General features: G+C 74.2%; 15 protein-coding genes. 9 read left to right on the forward strand and 6 right to left on the reverse strand.

Going from position 1 to position 16,872, the window contains the following annotated elements; translation table 11 throughout:
• Positions 1 to 73 precede the first annotated feature (73 nt).
• On the forward strand, positions 74 to 1,534 hold the full coding sequence (gene der / locus ACLJTM_RS26770; protein ID WP_411106300.1) for a ribosome biogenesis GTPase Der: 1,461 nt from the start codon (positions 74 to 76) through the stop codon (positions 1,532 to 1,534).
• A gap of 16 nt (positions 1,535 to 1,550) precedes the next feature.
• On the opposite strand, the gene ACLJTM_RS26775 is transcribed toward der, so the two are convergent.
• Together ACLJTM_RS26775 and ACLJTM_RS26780 are read right to left on the reverse strand one after the other, a co-directional pair.
• On the reverse strand, positions 1,551 to 1,988 hold the full coding sequence (locus ACLJTM_RS26775) for a hypothetical protein (protein ID WP_411106301.1): 438 nt from the start codon (positions 1,986 to 1,988) through the stop codon (positions 1,551 to 1,553).
• A 152-nt stretch (positions 1,989 to 2,140) separates the two neighbouring features.
• Entirely contained in the window at positions 2,141 to 2,944 is an 804-nt protein-coding gene (locus ACLJTM_RS26780) for a hypothetical protein (RefSeq protein WP_411106629.1), read from the reverse strand.
• 302 nt (positions 2,945 to 3,246) lie between these two features.
• Between ACLJTM_RS26780 and ACLJTM_RS26785 the strand changes: the two genes are divergently transcribed.
• Positions 3,247 to 4,062: a transglycosylase family protein gene (locus ACLJTM_RS26785; RefSeq protein ID WP_411106302.1), complete on the forward strand. Its 816-nt coding sequence runs from the start codon at positions 3,247 to 3,249 to the stop codon at positions 4,060 to 4,062.
• Between the two features lie 83 nt (positions 4,063 to 4,145).
• A complete protein-coding gene (locus ACLJTM_RS26790; protein ID WP_411106303.1) occupies positions 4,146 to 5,126 on the forward strand; it encodes a helix-turn-helix transcriptional regulator in 981 nt (326 codons plus the stop codon).
• A gap of 336 nt (positions 5,127 to 5,462) precedes the next feature.
• Here the strand turns inward: ACLJTM_RS26790 and ACLJTM_RS26795 are convergent, their stop codons facing one another.
• The gene (locus tag ACLJTM_RS26795; RefSeq protein WP_411106304.1) at positions 5,463 to 6,569 is read right to left on the reverse strand and encodes a phosphatase PAP2 family protein; all 1,107 of its coding nucleotides are present in this window, start codon (positions 6,567 to 6,569) and stop codon (positions 5,463 to 5,465) included.
• 294 nt (positions 6,570 to 6,863) lie between these two features.
• Positions 6,864 to 7,973 (reverse strand): glycosyltransferase family 39 protein, encoded by a 1,110-nt coding sequence (locus tag ACLJTM_RS26800; RefSeq protein WP_411106305.1) that lies wholly within the window; start codon positions 7,971 to 7,973, stop codon positions 6,864 to 6,866.
• 285 nt (positions 7,974 to 8,258) lie between these two features.
• Between ACLJTM_RS26800 and ACLJTM_RS26805 the strand changes: the two genes are divergently transcribed.
• Positions 8,259 to 9,953: an MFS transporter gene (locus ACLJTM_RS26805; protein ID WP_411106306.1), complete on the forward strand. Its 1,695-nt coding sequence runs from the start codon at positions 8,259 to 8,261 to the stop codon at positions 9,951 to 9,953.
• 219 nt (positions 9,954 to 10,172) lie between these two features.
• On the forward strand, positions 10,173 to 11,345 hold the full coding sequence (locus tag ACLJTM_RS26810; RefSeq protein WP_411106307.1) for an acyl-CoA dehydrogenase family protein: 1,173 nt from the start codon (positions 10,173 to 10,175) through the stop codon (positions 11,343 to 11,345).
• A 9-nt stretch (positions 11,346 to 11,354) separates the two neighbouring features.
• Here ACLJTM_RS26810 and ACLJTM_RS26815 read toward each other — a convergent pair whose 3' ends face one another.
• Positions 11,355 to 11,807, reverse strand: coding sequence for a cell division protein SepF (locus tag ACLJTM_RS26815; RefSeq protein WP_411106308.1), 453 nt, complete (start codon positions 11,805 to 11,807; stop codon positions 11,355 to 11,357).
• A 285-nt stretch (positions 11,808 to 12,092) separates the two neighbouring features.
• On the opposite strand from ACLJTM_RS26815, the gene ACLJTM_RS26820 reads away from it, so the two are divergent.
• The 4 genes from ACLJTM_RS26820 (at position 12,093) to ACLJTM_RS26835 (ending at position 15,904) form a co-directional block, all read left to right on the forward strand.
• Positions 12,093 to 13,418: a DUF5685 family protein gene (locus ACLJTM_RS26820; protein WP_411106309.1), complete on the forward strand. Its 1,326-nt coding sequence runs from the start codon at positions 12,093 to 12,095 to the stop codon at positions 13,416 to 13,418.
• Positions 13,419 to 13,495: 77 nt separating this feature from the next.
• Entirely contained in the window at positions 13,496 to 14,446 is a 951-nt protein-coding gene (locus tag ACLJTM_RS26825; protein WP_411106310.1) for a DUF1684 domain-containing protein, read from the forward strand.
• Entirely contained in the window at positions 14,443 to 15,327 is an 885-nt protein-coding gene (locus ACLJTM_RS26830) for a S1 family peptidase (RefSeq protein WP_411106311.1), read from the forward strand. Before ACLJTM_RS26825 ends, ACLJTM_RS26830 begins: the two co-directional genes overlap by 4 nt.
• A 97-nt stretch (positions 15,328 to 15,424) precedes the next feature.
• Positions 15,425 to 15,904 carry a hypothetical protein gene (locus ACLJTM_RS26835; RefSeq protein WP_411106630.1) on the forward strand — a complete coding sequence of 160 codons (480 nt, stop codon included), beginning with the start codon at positions 15,425 to 15,427 and terminating at the stop codon, positions 15,902 to 15,904.
• Between the two features lie 39 nt (positions 15,905 to 15,943).
• Here ACLJTM_RS26835 and ACLJTM_RS26840 read toward each other — a convergent pair whose 3' ends face one another.
• Positions 15,944 to 16,840 (reverse strand): DUF4231 domain-containing protein, encoded by an 897-nt coding sequence (locus tag ACLJTM_RS26840; protein ID WP_411106631.1) that lies wholly within the window; start codon positions 16,838 to 16,840, stop codon positions 15,944 to 15,946.
• Positions 16,841 to 16,872 lie beyond the last annotated feature (32 nt).

The following is a 16,872-nucleotide window of genomic DNA, read 5'->3' on the forward strand; positions in this document are numbered from 1 at the left end:
AGACTTGAACCCAGTAGTGGAACCGCGCTGCGCGGGCCCCACCGATCACCACGAACGACGAGGAACGGACTTCATGAACGACCAGCACGACCACGGAGCACTTGGCGATGCCGAGTACGCGGAGTTCATGGAGCTCGCCGCGGAAGAGGGCTTCGACATCGAGGACGTCGAAGGCGCGCTGGAGGAGGCCGGTTCCGGCCCCCTCCCCGTCCTCGCCGTCGTGGGCCGGCCGAACGTCGGCAAGTCGACCCTGGTGAACCGCATCATCGGCCGTCGCGAGGCGGTCGTCGAGGACAAGCCCGGCGTCACCCGCGACCGCGTCACGTACGAGGCCGAATGGGCCGGCCGCCGCTTCAAGGTCGTCGACACCGGCGGCTGGGAGCAGGACGTCCTCGGCATCGACGCCTCCGTCGCCGCCCAGGCCGAGTACGCCATCGAGGCCGCCGACGCGGTCGTCTTCGTGGTGGACTCCAAGGTCGGCGCCACCGACACCGACGAGGCCGTCGTCCGGCTGCTGCGCAAGGCGAAGAAGCCCGTCGTGCTGTGCGCCAACAAGGTCGACGGCCAGAGCGGCGAGTCCGACGCGGCGTCCCTGTGGTCCCTCGGCCTCGGCATGCCCCACCCGGTCTCCTCGCTGCACGGCCGCGGCACCGGAGACATGCTCGACGCGGTGCTGGAGGCCCTCCCCGAGGCGCCCCCGCAGACCTTCGGCGGCGCCGCCCCCGGCGGCCCGCGCCGCATCGCGCTGATCGGCCGCCCGAACGTCGGCAAGTCCTCGCTGCTCAACAAGGTCGCGAAGGAGGACCGCGTCGTCGTCAACGAGCTGGCCGGCACCACCCGCGACCCGGTCGACGAGCTGATCGTGCTGGGCGGCATCACCTGGAAGTTCGTGGACACCGCGGGCATCCGCAAGAAGGTGCACCTCCAGCAGGGCGCCGACTACTACGCCTCCCTGCGCACGGCCGCCGCCGTCGAGAAGGCGGAGGTCGCGGTGATCCTGATCGACACCACCGAGTCGATCAGCGTCCAGGACCAGCGCATCATCACCATGGCCGTCGAGGCCGGCCGCGCCATCGTCATCGCCTACAACAAGTGGGACGAGCTCGACGAGGAGCGCCGCTACTACCTCGAGCGTGAGATCGAGACCGAGATGCAGCAGGTCGCCTGGGCGCCCCGGGTGAACGTGTCGGCGCTCACCGGCCGCCACATGGAGAAGCTGGTCCCGGCGATCGAGACCGCCCTCGCCGGCTGGGAGACGCGCGTCCCCACCGGCCGCCTCAACGCCTTCCTCGGCGAGGTCGTCGCGGCGCACCCGCACCCGATCCGCGGCGGAAAGCAGCCCCGCATCCTGTTCGGCACCCAGGCGGGCAGCAAGCCGCCGCGGTTCGTCCTCTTCGCCTCCGGCTTCCTGGAGCACGGCTACCGGCGCTTCATCGAGCGCCGGCTGCGCGAGGAGTTCGGCTTCGAGGGCACTCCGATCCACATCTCGGTGCGGGTGCGCGAGAAGCGCGGCGCCCAGCACAAGAAGAAGTAGCCGGGGCGGCCGGGGCTCAGTAGCCCCGGCGCGGAGCGGGCGGCAGGGCCGCCGGGACGTGGTGCATCCCGGTCTGGTGCGGCCGCCCGTTCGCGTACCCGCCGCCGTCGGCGGACTGGCCCGCGTAGGCGTAGGAGTACGAGGGCTGCGGGGCGTACGAGGGCTGCCAGTCGGCCCGCTGCCACGCCGGGCCGCTCCACCCGCTCCCGCTGCCGTACGAGGATCCGCCGGCGCCGTACCCGCCCCCGTACGAGAACGCCGTGAACCCGAGGTCCTCCTCGCCCGTGCGGTCGCCCGGCAGGGCCCGGAAGGCCCGCAGGTACTCCGAGTACAGGGTGTCGTAGATCGGGGTGTGCGAGGCGGTGGCCGGAGCGGTGTCCCGGTCGCGTGCGGATCGCAGCGGGGGGAGCGTGCCGGGAGCGGACGGGGCGCGGGAGGAGTCGTATGGATGCACGTATCAGCCAACGAAACCGGCGCCCTGCGGATGCGGGGTGACCGGGCCGAAAACGCAGATCGCCGGGGGTGCGCGGGACGGACCGCGCACCCCCGGCGCGCGCCGCACGGCCCCGGGGCGGGGGCGGGCGGGCCGTCCGGGAAAGAAGGGGGTCAGGCCCCCGGCGTACCGGCCAGCGGCATCGAGGCGGCGACCAGCTTGCCTCCGGCGGCCGCCTTGTCGAGGGCGTCGCGCAGCAGGTCCTCGCGGGGCTGCTGGCCGATGGAGCCGACCGGCGCCGCGTAGATGAGGACGCGCTGGGTCTTGTTGACGGCGGCCCGCCAGCCGTCGGTGACCGACAGGGCCTGGTGCGCCTGCCACCAGGCGACCGGGCTGCCGCCGTCGGGGTTCGGCTGGAGCACGGCGTGCAGTTGGCCCGCGGCGAGCAGGACCGACCAGCCGTTGAGCGGGGAGGGCAGCTCGGCGGTGTCCGTGACCGGGATGAAGCCCTGCTCGATGAGGAGCGGCAGGAAGTCGTCGCCGGGGCCGGTGCTGCCGGGACGGGCGATCGGCGCGGTGGGCTCGACGACCAGGGCGGGGTGCAGCGCGCCGTCGATCAGGACCAGGCCGCTGGTGATGCCGAGGACGGCCTGGCCGCCGGGCACGTTCTGCGGGCCCTCGCCGGGGCCGGGCACCGAGGGGGCCGGGCTGTCGCCCGTGATGCTGCGGACCGCGCCCTGGAGCTGCTCCTCGGAGACGGAGACGACCTGCGAGGGGATGCAGGTGGCGTGGGCGAACGCGAGGACGGCGGTCTCCTCGCCGACGAACAGCACCGTGCTGGTGCGGTCGTTCTCGGGGTCGCCCGGGGTGCGGCAGGAGGTGCAGTCGTAACTGCGCGGCGCGTCCTCGCCGACGAGCAGCCTGTCGGCTTCTTCGTCACCGATCTCGGCACGTACCTCATCACTGACGTCGAGCATGCGCGGCACGGGGTGGCTCCTCGGCATAGGGGCGGGGCCGGGATCTTCCCGGCTCGCCGGGATCAACGGGGAAGTGGCGGCCGGGGTCACGCCGTTTGAGGGAACGGAATCGAACCGGGCCCCCGGGAGGGTGAACGTCCCGAGCCCATCGTTGCTTTATGGCAACTCCTGTCCTGTTGTGCACAGTTGATGGTCGGCGATGGCCGTTCGGCGGGGGAGGGGCGGTCGGCCGACCGGGTGGGTCCGGCCGGTGCGCCGCGTGGCGGGCCGGGCGGGCGACGGAGGCTGCGTAGCGTGACCCGATGCCCGACCTCCGGATCCGGCGGGCCGCCGGCGCCGCCGCGGCCCTGCTGGCCCTCGTCCTGCCCGCCGGCCCGGCCGCCGCGGCCCCGCCGCCGCCCGCCCCGGGTCCGGCCGGGGCAGCGCACCCCGGATCACCGGGCCTGATCGGGAGCGGTCCGGGGGACTGCGGGCCGGGCGGGCAGTGGCCCTGGGACTGCGTGGCCGACTGCGAGAGCAGCGGGCGCTGGGCGGTCAACACCGGCAACGGCTTCTACGGCGGCCTCCAGTTCCGGCAGCCGACCTGGGAGGCGTACGGCGGGCTGGGCTTCGCGCCGCGGGCCGACCTCGCGAGCCGGGAGCAGCAGATCCGGGTGGCCGAGGACGTGCTCGCCACCCAGGGGTGGGACGCCTGGCCGGCGTGCTCGAAGCGGTACGGGCTGGCGGGGCGGATGCACGTGGTGCGGGCGGGGGACACGCTGGTGTCGATCGCGCGGGCGCACCGGGTCAAGGGCGGCTGGCAGGCCCTGTACGCGGCGAACCGGGAGGCCGTCGGCGAGGATCCGGAGACGATCGCCGTGGGCGTGCTGCTGTCCCTGCCGCCCGCCGATCCGGCGCTGCCGGCCGCTCCGGCCCCGGCCCCCGTGCCGGCGCCGGCACGGCCCCCGGCCCCCGGCACGGCGCCGGCTCCGGCGACCCCGGCCCCGTCGGCGTCACCGGCGGCCCCGGCCCCGTCCGTGCCGGCTCCGCCGCCGCCCCCGTCGGTCCCGGCCCCGGCCCCGCCCCCGTCGTCCGCGTCACCGGCGGCCCCGACCCCGACCCCGGTCGCGGCGCCCTGAGCGGGGCGGGCGCCCCGCGCCCGCAACGCCCGCCGCCCCAGGGCCCATTCGGCGGTCGTCCGGGCGACCGGCACACTGCTCCCATGCTCGAGACCTCCGCACGACTGCTGCGCCTGCTGTCCCTGTTGCAGGCCCACCGCGACTGGACCGGCGCCGATCTCGCGGAGCGGCTCGGCGTGACCCCGCGCACCGTCCGGCGGGACGTGGACCGGCTCAGGGAGCTCGGCTATCCGGTGCACGCCAGCCCCGGTACCGGCGGCGGGTACCAGTTGGGGGCGGGGGCGGAGCTGCCGCCGCTGCTGCTGGACGACGACGAGGCGGTGGCGGTGGCCGTGGGGCTGCGGACCGCCGCCGGGAACGGGGTCGAGGGCATCGGCGAGGCCTCCGTGCGGGCCCTGGCCAAACTGGAGCAGGTGCTGCCGTCACGGCTGCGGCGGCGGGTCTCGGCCCTCCACGAGTACACCGTGCCGATGCTCCGCGGTCCGCAGCCCTCCACGGTGGACCCCGCCGTGCTGACGGAGCTGGCGGCCGTCTGCCGGGACGCCGAGCGGCTGCGCTTCGACTACCGGGACCATGGCGGCAGCGCCACCCGGCGGGCCGTCGAGCCGCACCGGCTGGTCTGCACCGAGCGGCGCTGGTACCTGGTCGGCTGGGACCTGGACCGGCAGGCGTGGCGGACCTTCCGCGCCGACCGGATCGAGCCGAGACCGCCGCACGGCCCCCGGTTCGTCCCCCGCCCGGCCCCGGCCGAGGACCTGGCCGCGTACGTCTCCCGGGGCGTGGCGCAGCAGGCGTACGCCGCCCGCGCGGTGCTGCGGCTGAAGGTTTCCGCCGAGGAGGCGGCCCGGGTCGTCGGGCCGAGCGACGGCGCGCTCGAAGCGGTGGACGCGCACAGCTGCCTGCTGCGCACCGGAGCGGTGAACCTGGATGTCCTCGTGATTCACGTCATGCTGCTCGGCTGTGAGTTCGAAGTCGTCGAGCCGGCCGAGCTGACCCTTCGGATCCGGGCCGCGCGGGATCTCCTGACGCGGACGCTGGAGCCGGCGCCGGTGAAGGATATGTAAGGGACCTGAGGGGGATTCACCTGGTCCGGCGCCACCGGCTCGTGGCAATCTCCGGCGGAATTCAAGGCTTCTCGGCGGAAATTCCGAACCGCCTTCACCGAGCGCCCGCCACGGATCAGGAAATGAATACGCCGTACGAGCGCGGACGGCCGGGAGTTGTCGACATCCCGTGACACAAGTGTGACCCGGGACGGACGAACGCCCGGGCGCGCCGCTGACGGTCCGCCTCCTTGGGGACCGGCGGCCGGGAACGGCCCGGGCGGGCCGGGTCGGTGACCCGGCCCGCCCGGGCCGTGCGTGTCGCGGGAGGGGTGCGTACCGCCCCGCCGAGCCGGATCAGCCGCCGGTGGCCGGGCGGGCGGCGGCCCCCCGGGCGGGGGCCCGCTCGGTGTGGGCGGGGCGGCGGCTGCCGGCCGGGGTGACCGGGGTGCGCTCGGACCGGATCACGTGCGGGCGGCCGGTCGGCAGTGCGGCGGGCCGGGCCACGGGAGAGTGCGGGCCCACGGCGGCGGCCTGGACGGCTGCCTGGCCCGGCCCGGCGGCGGCCGGGGCGGGCGCCGGGGCGGCGGGCTGTGCGGCGGGCGCCGGGTCCGCCGCGGGCACGCGCTGGAGGCGCCACTTGCCGCCCGCGGACAGTAGCGGGGTGAGGGCGGTCGCGACCGGGGCCGGCATCCGCCCGGTCTCGGCCCGGCGGCGCAGCAGCTCGCGCAGCTCGAACACGTACGCCTCGGCGCGGGCGATGAGGGGCTCGAACCAGGGTAGGGCCAACAGGATGAGCAGACCCGCGGTCCAGCCGAGCAGCACGTCGCTGACCCAGTGGGTGCCGAGGTACACCGTGGTGGCCCCGACGCTCAGGGAGACGACCGCGGAGACCACGGACAACACCCGCCGGGTGACCGTGGTGGAAGCCAGATAGGCGAGGATTCCCCAGGTCACGACGGCGTTGGCGGTGTGGCCGGAAGGGAATATATCGCCGCCGGCGAAGAGTTCGGCCGATCCGATCCGGGTGGCGTAGTGCGGGCCGAGCCGGCCGAGGCCGATCTTCACGGCTCCGACGGTGATGTTGAGCAGCAGCAGCGCCACGCCCAGGGTGATCAGCGGGCGCAGCGTGTGCTGGCGCCAGGAGCGCCAGCCGAGCCAGGCCGCGACCATGACCGCGGTGGGCCCGCGCTGGCCCAGGACGACGAGGTAGTCGAGGAAGGCGTGCAGCTGCGGCCACTGTTCGTACGGCCGGAAGAACATGACCTGCCAGTCCAGCCGGACGAGCCAGGACGTGGTCAGGACCGCCACCACGATGGCGAGGTAGAACAGGAGGGTCGACCCGAGGAGCACGACGCGGTGCCGGCTCATCTGCGGGGTCTGCAGATGAGCCGGTCGCTCTGGTTCCCGGTCCAGCCGGGCGAACACCCGCTCCGGACGGGTCAGGATTTGGTCGGTACGCACTCAATCGACGTTACCGCGCGCCACTGGTCGGCCCGGGCGAATCGCGGGCTTTGTGATGACCATGTGATGTGGAGTTGGTCTCACGCGGGAGTTAATTCCCGTTATTTTCGCAGTGGTTGGACCCCGTCTGATCCGGTGTCCGGGCAATTCTTTCGCACACTTACCCGTGCTTTATTGCGGCAGGTCAATTCCTTTGCTCAAAGATGGAGGGGAATGATCCATTCCGTTATCTCGGCGGTCGTGGCCCGCGGCCCGCAGCCCGCGACCCGGCCGGGCTCCCGCAGGCCCGGGCGGCTACGGAGGGCCCGACCCGTTGAGCCAGAACGCCCCGTACAGCGCCGCGAGCGCGGCTGCCGCCCCGAGGACCAGGGCCGCCGACCGGGTCCGCCACCGCGCCATCGCCGCCGCCGCCGGCAGCAGCAGCGGGAACGCCGGCAGCAGCAGCCGCGGCTTCGAGCCGAAGTACCCCGACGCGCACAGCGCCAGCGCCACGACGATTCCGCAGTACACCAGCAGGGCGACCGGCTGCCGCTGCCGTACGCACAGGGCGTACAGCCACAGCACCAGCGCGACGCCCAGCAGCAGTCCGGCGCCGGCGGCGAAGGCCGGGGAGGCCAGCTTCCCCCCGATGAAGCGGGCGAAGGCCCACCCGCCGTCGAAGCCGTTGCCCCAGCCGCCCTGCACGTCCAGGTACCCGAGCAGGCCGCCGCCCGTCCGCGCCCCGACCCACAGCACGTACGCCGCCGCGCCCAGCGGAGCCACCGCCGCGCCGGCCGCCGTCCGCCACGAGGCCTCGCCGCGGCTCCGGGCCAGCGCCGCGGCCACCCACACCGCGGCGACCACCGCGGCCCCGACCGGCCGGGTCAGCCCGGCCCCCGCCGCGAGCAGCCCCGCCGTGAGCCATCGGTCGCGCAGCACCCCGTACAGGGACCACGCCGCGAGCGCGGTGAACAGGGACTCGCTGTACGCCATCGACTGCACCACCGCGACGGGCAGCGCCGCCCACAGCGCGGCCGCCAGCACCCCGGCCCGGCGGCCGTACAGCAGGTCCGCCACCGCGAAGACCCCCCAGGCCGCGGCGAGCCCGGCCACCGCCGAGACCACCAGGCCCGCGGAGCCGTACGACAGCCCGGCCGGCGCCGCGACCAGCCGCTCCAACCAGGGCAGCAGCGGGAAGAACGCCAGGTCCGCATGGACGTCCCCGTCGGGCAGGACCACCTCGTACCCGTACCCCTGCCCGGCGATGCGGGCGTACCAGAGGGAGTCCCAGCGGGCCGACAGCAGGGTGTGCGGGCTGCTGCCCACCGCCGCCCCCCACCCGGCGAGCGCGGCCAGCCCGAGCAGGCGCACCGCCACGAAGACGGCCAGCGCGGGTGCTGCCCTGCGCAATCCAAGATCTCTCACGGGCACGATTATCGGTGGCGGGGGCCCCGCCCCTGCCGGGCGCCACGGGGGGTGAGGAGGCGTGCACAGCGGGGAAGGGGGAGGTGGGGGCGAGTGGCGCACACCACATCGCGGCCTCCGCCGGGATGAGAGCTTGACCACGTGTCGGGCAGGCGAACTCGCGTACGCTGACCGTTCACTCGCGTGTCGATGCCGGACCCCGTAGGACGCCGCAGACCGCACCACACCCGCGGCCCACACGACGCTGGTCCGCCGAGTGCGAGGGATCACCTGGGAGGTACATGCATGTCGGGGACGAACGTGGCCGGCGACAGGAACCCTTGCCCCTGGCAGCGGATCGCCGCGGCCTCCGGCGGGGGCAACCGCTGGGCCGTCCTGGCGGTCCTGTGCGTCAGCCTGGTGCTCGTCGCGCTCGACGCGACGATCCTGCACGTCGCCGTCCCCTCCCTCACCGAGGACCTGCGTCCGGGCTCCATCGAGCTCCTGTGGATCGTCGACGCCTACCCGCTGGTCTGCGCCTCCCTGCTGATCCTCTTCGGCACCCTCGGCGACCGGGTGGGCCGCCGCCGGATCCTCCTCCTCGGCTACGGGCTCTTCGGCGCCGCCTCGGCCCTCGCCGCCCTGGCCGACAACGCCCAGGTGCTCATCGCCGCCCGCGCCCTGCTCGGGGTCGGCGGCGCGATGATCATGCCGGCCACCCTGTCGATCCTGCGCCAGGTCTTCCCCGACCGGCGCGAGCGGGCCCTCGCCATCGGCATCTGGACGGCCGTCGCCGCCGTCGGCGCCGCCGGCGGCCCGGTACTCGGCGGCTTCCTCGTCCAGCACTTCTGGTGGGGCTCGGTCTTCCTCATCAACATCCCGCTGATGGCGCTGACCCTGCCGCTGGGGCGCTGGCTGCTGCCCGAGTCGAAGGGGAGCACCGGCGGGCCCTGGGACGTGGCCGGCGCGCTGATGGCCGCCGGCGGTGTGCTCGGCGCCGTGCTCGGCGTCAAGCGGCTCGGCGCCGAACAGCGGCTCCTTGACGCCGAAGCGCTGGCGCCGCTGCTGATCGGCGCGACCCTGCTGGTCCTCTTCGTACGGCGGCAGCGGCGGCGGACGCACCCGCTGATCGACATGCGGATGTTCTCCCGGGCCGCCTTCACCACCTCGGTCGGCTGCATCGTGCTCGCCATGCTCGCCCTGGTGGGCCTGGAGCTCATCGCCGTCCAGTACCTCCAGCTGGTGCTGCACCTGAGCCCGCTGGAGACGGGGCTGCGGCTGCTGCCGCTCACCTTCGCCGCGATGGCCGCAGGCGCCACCGGCTCCTACACGCTGGCCCGGATCGGGCCGCGCACCATGGTCTCGCTGGGCTTCCTGCTCACCGCGTTCGCCGTGCTCCTGCTGACGGCCATGGGCCAGCAGGACCGGCCCGTGCTGCTGACCACCGGCTTCGTCCTGCTCGGCTTCGGCCTCCAGACCACGCTCTTCGCCGCCTACGAGTCCATGCTCAGCGAGGCCCCGGCCGCCACGGCCGGCGGCGCCGCGTCGATCGGCGAGACCTCCTACCAGCTCGGCGCGGGCATGGGCATCGCCCTGTTGGGCAGCGTGATGAACGCCGCGTACGCCCCCGGGCTCGCGCACGTCTCCGGGGTCTCGGCGGCCGATTCCGCGGGCGCGGCGAACTCGCTGGGCGAGGCGTACCAGATCGCCGCCCGGCTCGGCGGCCCCGCCGGCGAGGCGCTGCACGCCGCGGCCCGGCACTCCTTCGTGTCCGGACTGCACGTGACGCTGGCGGTGAGCGCCGGGCTGCTGCTGGCGGGAGCGGCGATGGCGCTGAAGCTGCCGAAGGCGATGGAGTGCGAGGCGGCGCAGTGCGAAGGGCCGGCCGCGGAGGAGTCCGCGGCGCTGCCCGCGCAGGGAGCCCCGCGGCGGACGGGCGCGGCGGTGCCGGCCCAGTCCTCGGCCGAGTCGTACCCCTCCCGCGTGGAACACGCGGGCTGACCCCCCGCCGGGTACCCGCTGCCGGGTGGGGGTGGACGGGCGGGGATCTTGGCGTCTAGCGTCGGCGGCGCAGCGCGGGTCCCGCGCTGCCGCGTTCTGCCGGGCGGGCCGGCCGCGCCGACGGATGCCGGGTCCGCACCCCGGGCTTCCGGGCTGCGCGGTCCCCGGAGCACCCCGGCAGGACACCACCGACCGACTCAGGCCGCCGGGAGGCCCTTCGTGCCGTCATTCGTCCCCACCGATCCGCTCGGGCTCGACGAGCTCCTCGGCCCCGAGGACCTCGCCGTCCGCGACACCGTCCGCGACTGGGCCGCCGACCGGGTCCTGCCGCACATCGCCGAGTGGTACGAGCGGGGCGAACTGCCCGGCATCCGCGAGCTGGCCCGCGAGCTCGGGTCGATCGGCGCGCTCGGCATGTCGCTGACCGGGTACGGGTGCGCGGGCGCCAGCGCCGTGCAGTACGGCCTGGCCTGCCTGGAGCTGGAGGCCGCCGACTCCGGTATCCGCTCGCTGGTCTCGGTGCAGGGCTCGCTCGCCATGTACGCGATCTGGAAGTACGGCTCCGAGGAGCAGAAGCAGCGCTGGCTGCCCGCAATGGCGAGCGGCGAGCTCATCGGCTGCTTCGGGCTGACCGAGCCCGACGTCGGGTCCGACCCCGCCGCCATGCGCACGCACGCCAAGCGCGAGGGCTCCGACTGGGTGCTGAACGGCCGCAAGATGTGGATCACCAACGGGTCGGTGGCCTCGGTGGCGGTGGTGTGGGCGCAGACCGACGAGGGGATCCGCGGCTTCGCGGTGCCCACGGACAGCCCCGGGTTCACCGCCCCGGAGATCACGCACAAGTGGTCGCTGCGGGCGTCCGTGACCAGCGAGCTGGTGATGGACGACGTACGGCTGCCCGCGGACGCGGTCCTCCCGGGCGTCACCGGTCTGAAGGGGCCGCTGGGCTGCCTCAGCCACGCGCGGTACGGGATCGTCTGGGGGTCCATGGGCGCGGCGCGCGCCAGCTTCGAATCGGCCCTCGACTACGCGAGGACGCGGGAGCAGTTCGGCAGGCCCATCGGCGGCTTCCAGCTCACCCAGGCCAAGCTCGCGGACATGGCCCTGGAACTGCACAAGGGCATCCTGCTCGCCCACCACCTGGGCCGGCGGATGGACGCGGGCACCCTGCGGCCGGAGCAGATCAGCTTCGGCAAGCTCAACAACGTCCGCGAGGCCATCGAGATCTGTCGCACCGCGCGGACCATCCTCGGTGCCAACGGGATCTCCCTCGCCTACCCCGTCATGCGGCACGCCACCAACCTCGAATCGGTCCTCACCTACGAGGGCACCGTCGAGATGCACCAACTGGTGCTGGGCAAGGCGCTCACCGGGCTGGACGCCTTCCGGTGAGAGCCCTGCTCAGCTCTGGTTGAAGAAGTCGCGCGAGCGGCCGCCGGGCTCGCCGCTCACGATCTGGGTGTCGGCCGGGGTCAGCAGGAAGACCCTGGTCGCCACCCGCTCGATGGAGCCGCGCAGCCCGAAGGTCAGACCGGCTGCGAAGTCGACGACGCGCTTCGCGTCGCCCGGGTCCATGGACGACAGGTTGACGATCACCGGGACGCCCTCGCGGAACAGTTCGCCGATGCCGCGGGCGTCACGGAAGCCGTCCGGGGTGACCGTGGCGATCCGCCGCCCCTGTTCCACGGCGGACTCGGAGGCCACCCGGACCCGGGGGTCGGTGACCCACTGCTCGCCGGGTCCGGCCACCGAACCACCCTGGCCGGCCTCCGCGTAGTCGTCGTCGTAGTAACGCTCGTCGTCGCTGTCTTCCACGAGACCCAGCCAGGCACTCGCCTTGCGCACCGAACCCATGGACGCCTCCTTTCACCGCGGTCAGTCTGTCTTCTCTCCCGCTGCCCCTATGGTCGTCCATGATGCTGACAACGCGCCAAGTGGATAGTCGCCGCGCAGGGGTTTCGTGACGGTACTGGTGCAGAACATCCGTTGCACGGTCAAGGGTCCTGGCGGCTACCGCTGCTGACTGAGTGAAAATACGACCGCTGCCTCCGTACGGGTGAGCGACGGGGGCGTACGGGTGAGGGAGGCGGCTCTGTACGATGCCCCGCAGGCACGCGCACGACACCACGGGGGATCGGCTTGTTCGGCATCGTCAGACCTTGTACGCACCGGCTGGGGGAGCGGTTCAAGGCCGAGTGGATGGCCCATCTCTGCGGGCTCTGCCTGGCACTTCGCGGAGACCACGGCCAGTTTGCCCGGATCGTCACCAACTATGATGGTCTGCTTGTCTCCGTTCTGACGGAGGCTCAGTCGGGGCCCGCCCCCGGCGCCCGGCGGACCGCCGGGCCCTGTCCACTGCGCGGCATGCGCACCGCCCCGGTGGCCAACGGCGAGGGCGCCCGGCTCGCGGCCGCCGTGTCGCTGGTGCTGGCCTCCGCGAAGGTGCGGGACCACGTGGCCGACCGGGACGGGCTGTTGGCCCGGGCTCCCTTCGCCCTGGCCGCCCGCACGGTGGCCCGCGGCTGGGACCGGGCCGGCGCCCGCACCGGGGCCTCGCTGGGCTTCGACACCGCGGTGCTCGTGGACGCCGTGGACCGGCAGACGGGCATCGAGTCCCTGGCCGGCCCGGGCACGCCCGTGCTCGTGGTCACCGAGCCGACGGAGACCGCGACCGCCGCCGCCTTCGCGCATACCTCGGTCCTCGCGGGACGGCCAGGCAACGGCCCGGCGCTCGCCGAGGCGGGCCGGTACTTCGGCCGGCTCGCGCACCTGCTGGACGCCGTGGAGGACCAGGCCGCGGATGCCGCGGCGGGGGCCTGGAACCCGCTCACCGCCACCGGCACCCCGCTCGCCGAGGCCCGCAGGCTGTGCGACGACGCCCTGCACGGCATCCGGCTGGCCCTGCGCGAGGTCGAGTTCGCCGATGCGGGGCTCGCCCACCGGCTGCTGGTGCACGAGCTGCGCACCTCGGTGGACCGCGCCTTCGGCACGAGCAGCTGCGGGCACGCGGCCGGCGCCGCCACGGCCCAGGGCGGCGCCCCCCACGGGTCCGCCCCGCACCCGGGCGGCCCGGCCGCGGGCGCCCACCCGTACGGCGCCACCCCGCAGAGCGCGAACCCGTACGGCGCGAACCCCTACGGCGCCGGCCCGTACGGCGCGAACCCCTACGCCCCCGGTGCGCCGCAGGCCCCGGGCGGGCCGGGCGGGTTTCCGCCGATCGGGCCGGGCGGCGGCGGTGGTGGCGGACTGCCTCCGCAGCGGCCGCGCCGCGGGCTGCTCGCGGGCTGCGCGGTGGCCCTCGGGCTCTTCTGCACCTGCCAGCTGTGCTGCACCGAGCACGAGGGCCCCTGGTCGCGCGAGAAGCGCGACCCCTGGTGCGATGCCGGTGACTGCTGCGACGGCTGCGAGTGCTGCGGCGACTGCGGCTGCGGTGACTGCTGCTGCTGTCCCTGCGACGGCTGCTGAGCCCCTTTCAGATCCCGCAGGTCCGGACGGCGTACGCCGGGGTTCCCGGCCGGGCCGGTGTGGAAGGGGTGAGCGGCATGAGCGATGACGCAGACGATCCGCCCGGGGCCTGGCGGAAATGGCACGAGCACCGGGTGGCCGCCGTGTCCGCCCCCTACGGCCCCCTCGCGCTGACGGGAACGCACTGGCTCGCCGATTACCCGGAAGGTCGAATTCCGGCCGTTCCGGGACTCTGGCGCCCCACTGGGGCCGCAGTGGCCCTGTCGGCCGGCGCCGAGGACGGGATCCGCATCGACGGTGAGCCCTTCACCGGCGACACGGTCCTCGGCCCCGACGGGGGTCCGCCCGCGCAGTCCCGGATCAGCGCCAAGGAGACCCGGCTCGTGGTGATCCGGCGCGAGGGCGCATGGGCGGTGCGCGTCTTCGACCCGGGCTCCCCGGCCCGGGCCGGCTTCACCGGGATCGAGGCGAGTCCGTACGACCCCGCCTTCGCCCTGCCGGGCCGCTTCCGCCCGTACGGGGCGGACCGGACCGTCCAGGTGGAGAACGCCGACGGCCGCACCCGCGGGCTCGGGCTCGGCGGAGAGCTCGGATTCCGCTTCGAGGGGGTCGAGTACACCCTGCAGGTCGCCGTCGACGAGGAGGACGGCAGCCTCTGGGCCGTCTTCGGCGATGCCACCGGCGGGCGCTCCAGCTACCGTTTCCGCTTCCTGCGCCCCGGCGTCCCGGACTCCTCGGGCGCCGTGACGGTGGACTTCAACCGGGCCCTGCTGCCCCCTTGCGCTTTCGCGGACCACTTCATCTGTCCCTTCCCCCCGCCCGGCAACACCCTGCCGTTCGAGGTGGCGGCCGGCGAGCGGCGGCTGAAAGCCGCCCTTGCGACCGGTATCCGGCGACAGGACACTCCCGACAGCGCTTGTCAGGGACACGGTCAGAATCTGCCGTCCGAGCCCCCGGCTGCGCCTCACGGGCTGCGGCACCCCCACATCCGCCGGGCCCCAGACCCTCTCCAGGAGGACGAGAAGTGAGGATCAAGCGCATCACCCGTACCAGGCTGCTCGCGGCGGCCACCGGCCTGGCCGCCGTCACAGCACTCGCCGTCCCCACCATGGCGAGCGCGGACACGCCGGAGACCGGCTTCAGCGCCGACCGGCTCGCCTCGGCCGGGGCGTCCGTCCTGCGCGCCGACGTCGCCGGCACCGCCTGGCACACCGACCCCGCCACCGGAACCCTCGTGGTCACCGCCGACTCCACGGTGACGGCCGCGGAAATCAAGCGCATCAAGCGCGAAGCCGGCGCCGAGGCCGGAGCCCTGCGCATCGAGCGCACCCCCGGCAAGCTCACCAAGCTGGCCTCCGGCGGCGACGCCATCTACGCCACGAGCTGGCGCTGCTCCCTCGGCTTCAACGTGCGCAGCGGCAGCACCTACTACGCCCTGACCGCCGGGCACTGCACCGACGGCGCGGGCACCTGGTGGACCAACTCCGCCCGCACCACCGTGCTCGGCTCCACCACCGGCTCCAGCTTCCCGAACAACGACTACGGCCTGATCAAGTACGCCAGCAACACACCCGTCCCGCCCGGCACGGTCGGCAGCCAGGACATCACCAGCGCCGTCAACGCCACCACCGGCATGTCGGTGACCCGGCGCGGCTCCACCACCGGCATCCACAGCGGCTCGGTGACCGGTCTGAACGCCACCGTCAACTACGGCGGCGGCGACGTCGTCTACGGCATGATCCGCACCAACGTCTGCGCCGAACCCGGCGACAGCGGCGGACCGCTCTACTCCGGCACCCGTGCCGTCGGCCTCACCTCCGGCGGCAGCGGCAACTGCTCCTCGGGCGGCACCACGTTCTTCCAGCCCGTGGTCGAGGCGCTCAACGCGTACGGGGTCAGCGTCTACTGACCGTGACCCACGCGCCCCCGCCGCACCCCTGGACGTCCTCCTGCCTTCTGGGAGGATGTCCAGGGTGACCGGGTCCACGGGGGAGGCGGGTTTCCGTATGAAGCGGATCGGCGTGACCGGGCACCGGGTCATCCCCGGCGAGGCGCTCGGCCATGTGGAGCACGCGCTGCGGGCCCTGCTGGGCGGCCACCAGGGGCCCCTGGAGGCCTTCTCCAGCCTCGCCGAGGGAGCCGACCAGCTGTTCGCCGTCATCGCGCTGGAGTGCGGGGCCGACCTCACCGTGGTGATCCCCAGCGGGGACTACGAGGAGGGGTTCGGGGACGCCGAGGCCCTGGACCGCTACCGGCGGCTCAAACGCCGCGCCGCCCAGGAGGTCCGGATGGACTTCCCCCGCTCCACGGACGAGGCCTACTACGCGGCGGGCACCTACATCGCCGACTCCTGCGACCGGCTCGTCGCCGTCTGGGACGGACTGCCCGCCCGCGGACACGGCGGCACCGGTGAGATCGTCGCCTACGCCCGGGCCCTCGGAAAGCCCGTCACCGTCATCTGGCGCGAGGGCGTGACCCGGGACTGAGTCTGCGCCCGCCCCGGGCCCGCACATCCGCACCCTCCGTCAACTGCTGTGCCGGGCCAGCCAGTCGGTGTGCTGGGGCGATACGTACCGCTCCGTCTCGTAGACCGCGGTCGGCCAGTGCGCCTCCGTGATCGTCGTCTGCATGACGACCATCATCGCCGCCAGGTCCTGCTCGATCAGGGTGTGCGCCTCGATCAGCGGATGGTGGCGCCGCACCTCGTTCCAGGCGATCCCGGCCGCCGCCGCCGCGCTCAGCAGCCCCGTCAGCCCCGGCCCCGGCCCCGAACCGAAGGCCCCGAACAGGGCGAACAGCAGCGCCAGGCAGGTCAGCAGCGCGATCGTCCACGACCACACGGCCGTCGCCCGCCGGGACACCTCCGCCCGGCGCCGGTACCAGTTGCGCTGCTCGATCAACCGGTCCCGGACGTACGTCTCCCGCCGCACCTGGTAGTCCAGGCCGCGCAGCCGCTGCATCGCCCCGGTGATCTCCGCGCCCTCGGGGACCCGCCCGGCCGCCCGCGGGTCCTCCCAGCCCATCTTGCGCAGCTCGTCGAGCCCCGCCTCCAGGCGCGTGCGGTACGTCGCCTCCGGGCCGCCGGCGTCGCTGCCGAAGGGGGCCCCGTGCACGGCGTACCGCCAGGCCAGCGACTTGATGAACTCCGCCGCGCTGCGGTTGAGCTGCCACTGCGGGCGGGCCCGGCGCCTGGTGGCCCGTACGCCCACGCCCAGCACCCCCAGGTACGCGAGCACGCTGAGCAGCCCGAACAGGCGCAGCGAGCCCAGCTGCGGGCCCGCGGGCAGGGCGGCGGCCGCCGCGGCCGCGACCAGCAGCATCAGCTGGGCGCGGGTGGCCTGCGTGGACTCCCGCTGCCGGGAGACGGCCGCCTGGTCGGTGTGGTGGAAGAGGGCCGGCAGGTCCTCGTTGCGAAAGGTCATGCTGTCGGTCACAGCGCCCCCCTGCTGTCGGG

The organism is Streptomyces sp. cmx-4-9, assembly GCF_046548835.1.
In the GTDB taxonomy this organism is placed as follows: Bacteria; Actinomycetota; Actinomycetes; order Streptomycetales; family Streptomycetaceae; genus Streptomyces.

Coding starts and splice junctions, on each gene's coding strand:
- ACLJTM_RS26825 (WP_411106310.1), top strand. CDS start 13,496: ATGAGCGATGACGCAGACGATCCGCCCGGGGCCTGGCGGAAATGGCAC.
- ACLJTM_RS26805 (WP_411106306.1), top strand. CDS start 8,259: ATGTCGGGGACGAACGTGGCCGGCGACAGGAACCCTTGCCCCTGGCAG.
- ACLJTM_RS26785 (WP_411106302.1), top strand. CDS start 3,247: ATGCCCGACCTCCGGATCCGGCGGGCCGCCGGCGCCGCCGCGGCCCTG.
- ACLJTM_RS26815 (WP_411106308.1), bottom strand. CDS start 11,807: ATGGGTTCGGTGCGCAAGGCGAGTGCCTGGCTGGGTCTCGTGGAAGAC.
- ACLJTM_RS26840 (WP_411106631.1), bottom strand. CDS start 16,840: ATGACCTTTCGCAACGAGGACCTGCCGGCCCTCTTCCACCACACCGAC.
- ACLJTM_RS26780 (WP_411106629.1), bottom strand. CDS start 2,944: ATGCTCGACGTCAGTGATGAGGTACGTGCCGAGATCGGTGACGAAGAA.
- ACLJTM_RS26835 (WP_411106630.1), top strand. CDS start 15,425: ATGAAGCGGATCGGCGTGACCGGGCACCGGGTCATCCCCGGCGAGGCG.
- ACLJTM_RS26790 (WP_411106303.1), top strand. CDS start 4,146: ATGCTCGAGACCTCCGCACGACTGCTGCGCCTGCTGTCCCTGTTGCAG.
- der (WP_411106300.1), top strand. CDS start 74: ATGAACGACCAGCACGACCACGGAGCACTTGGCGATGCCGAGTACGCG.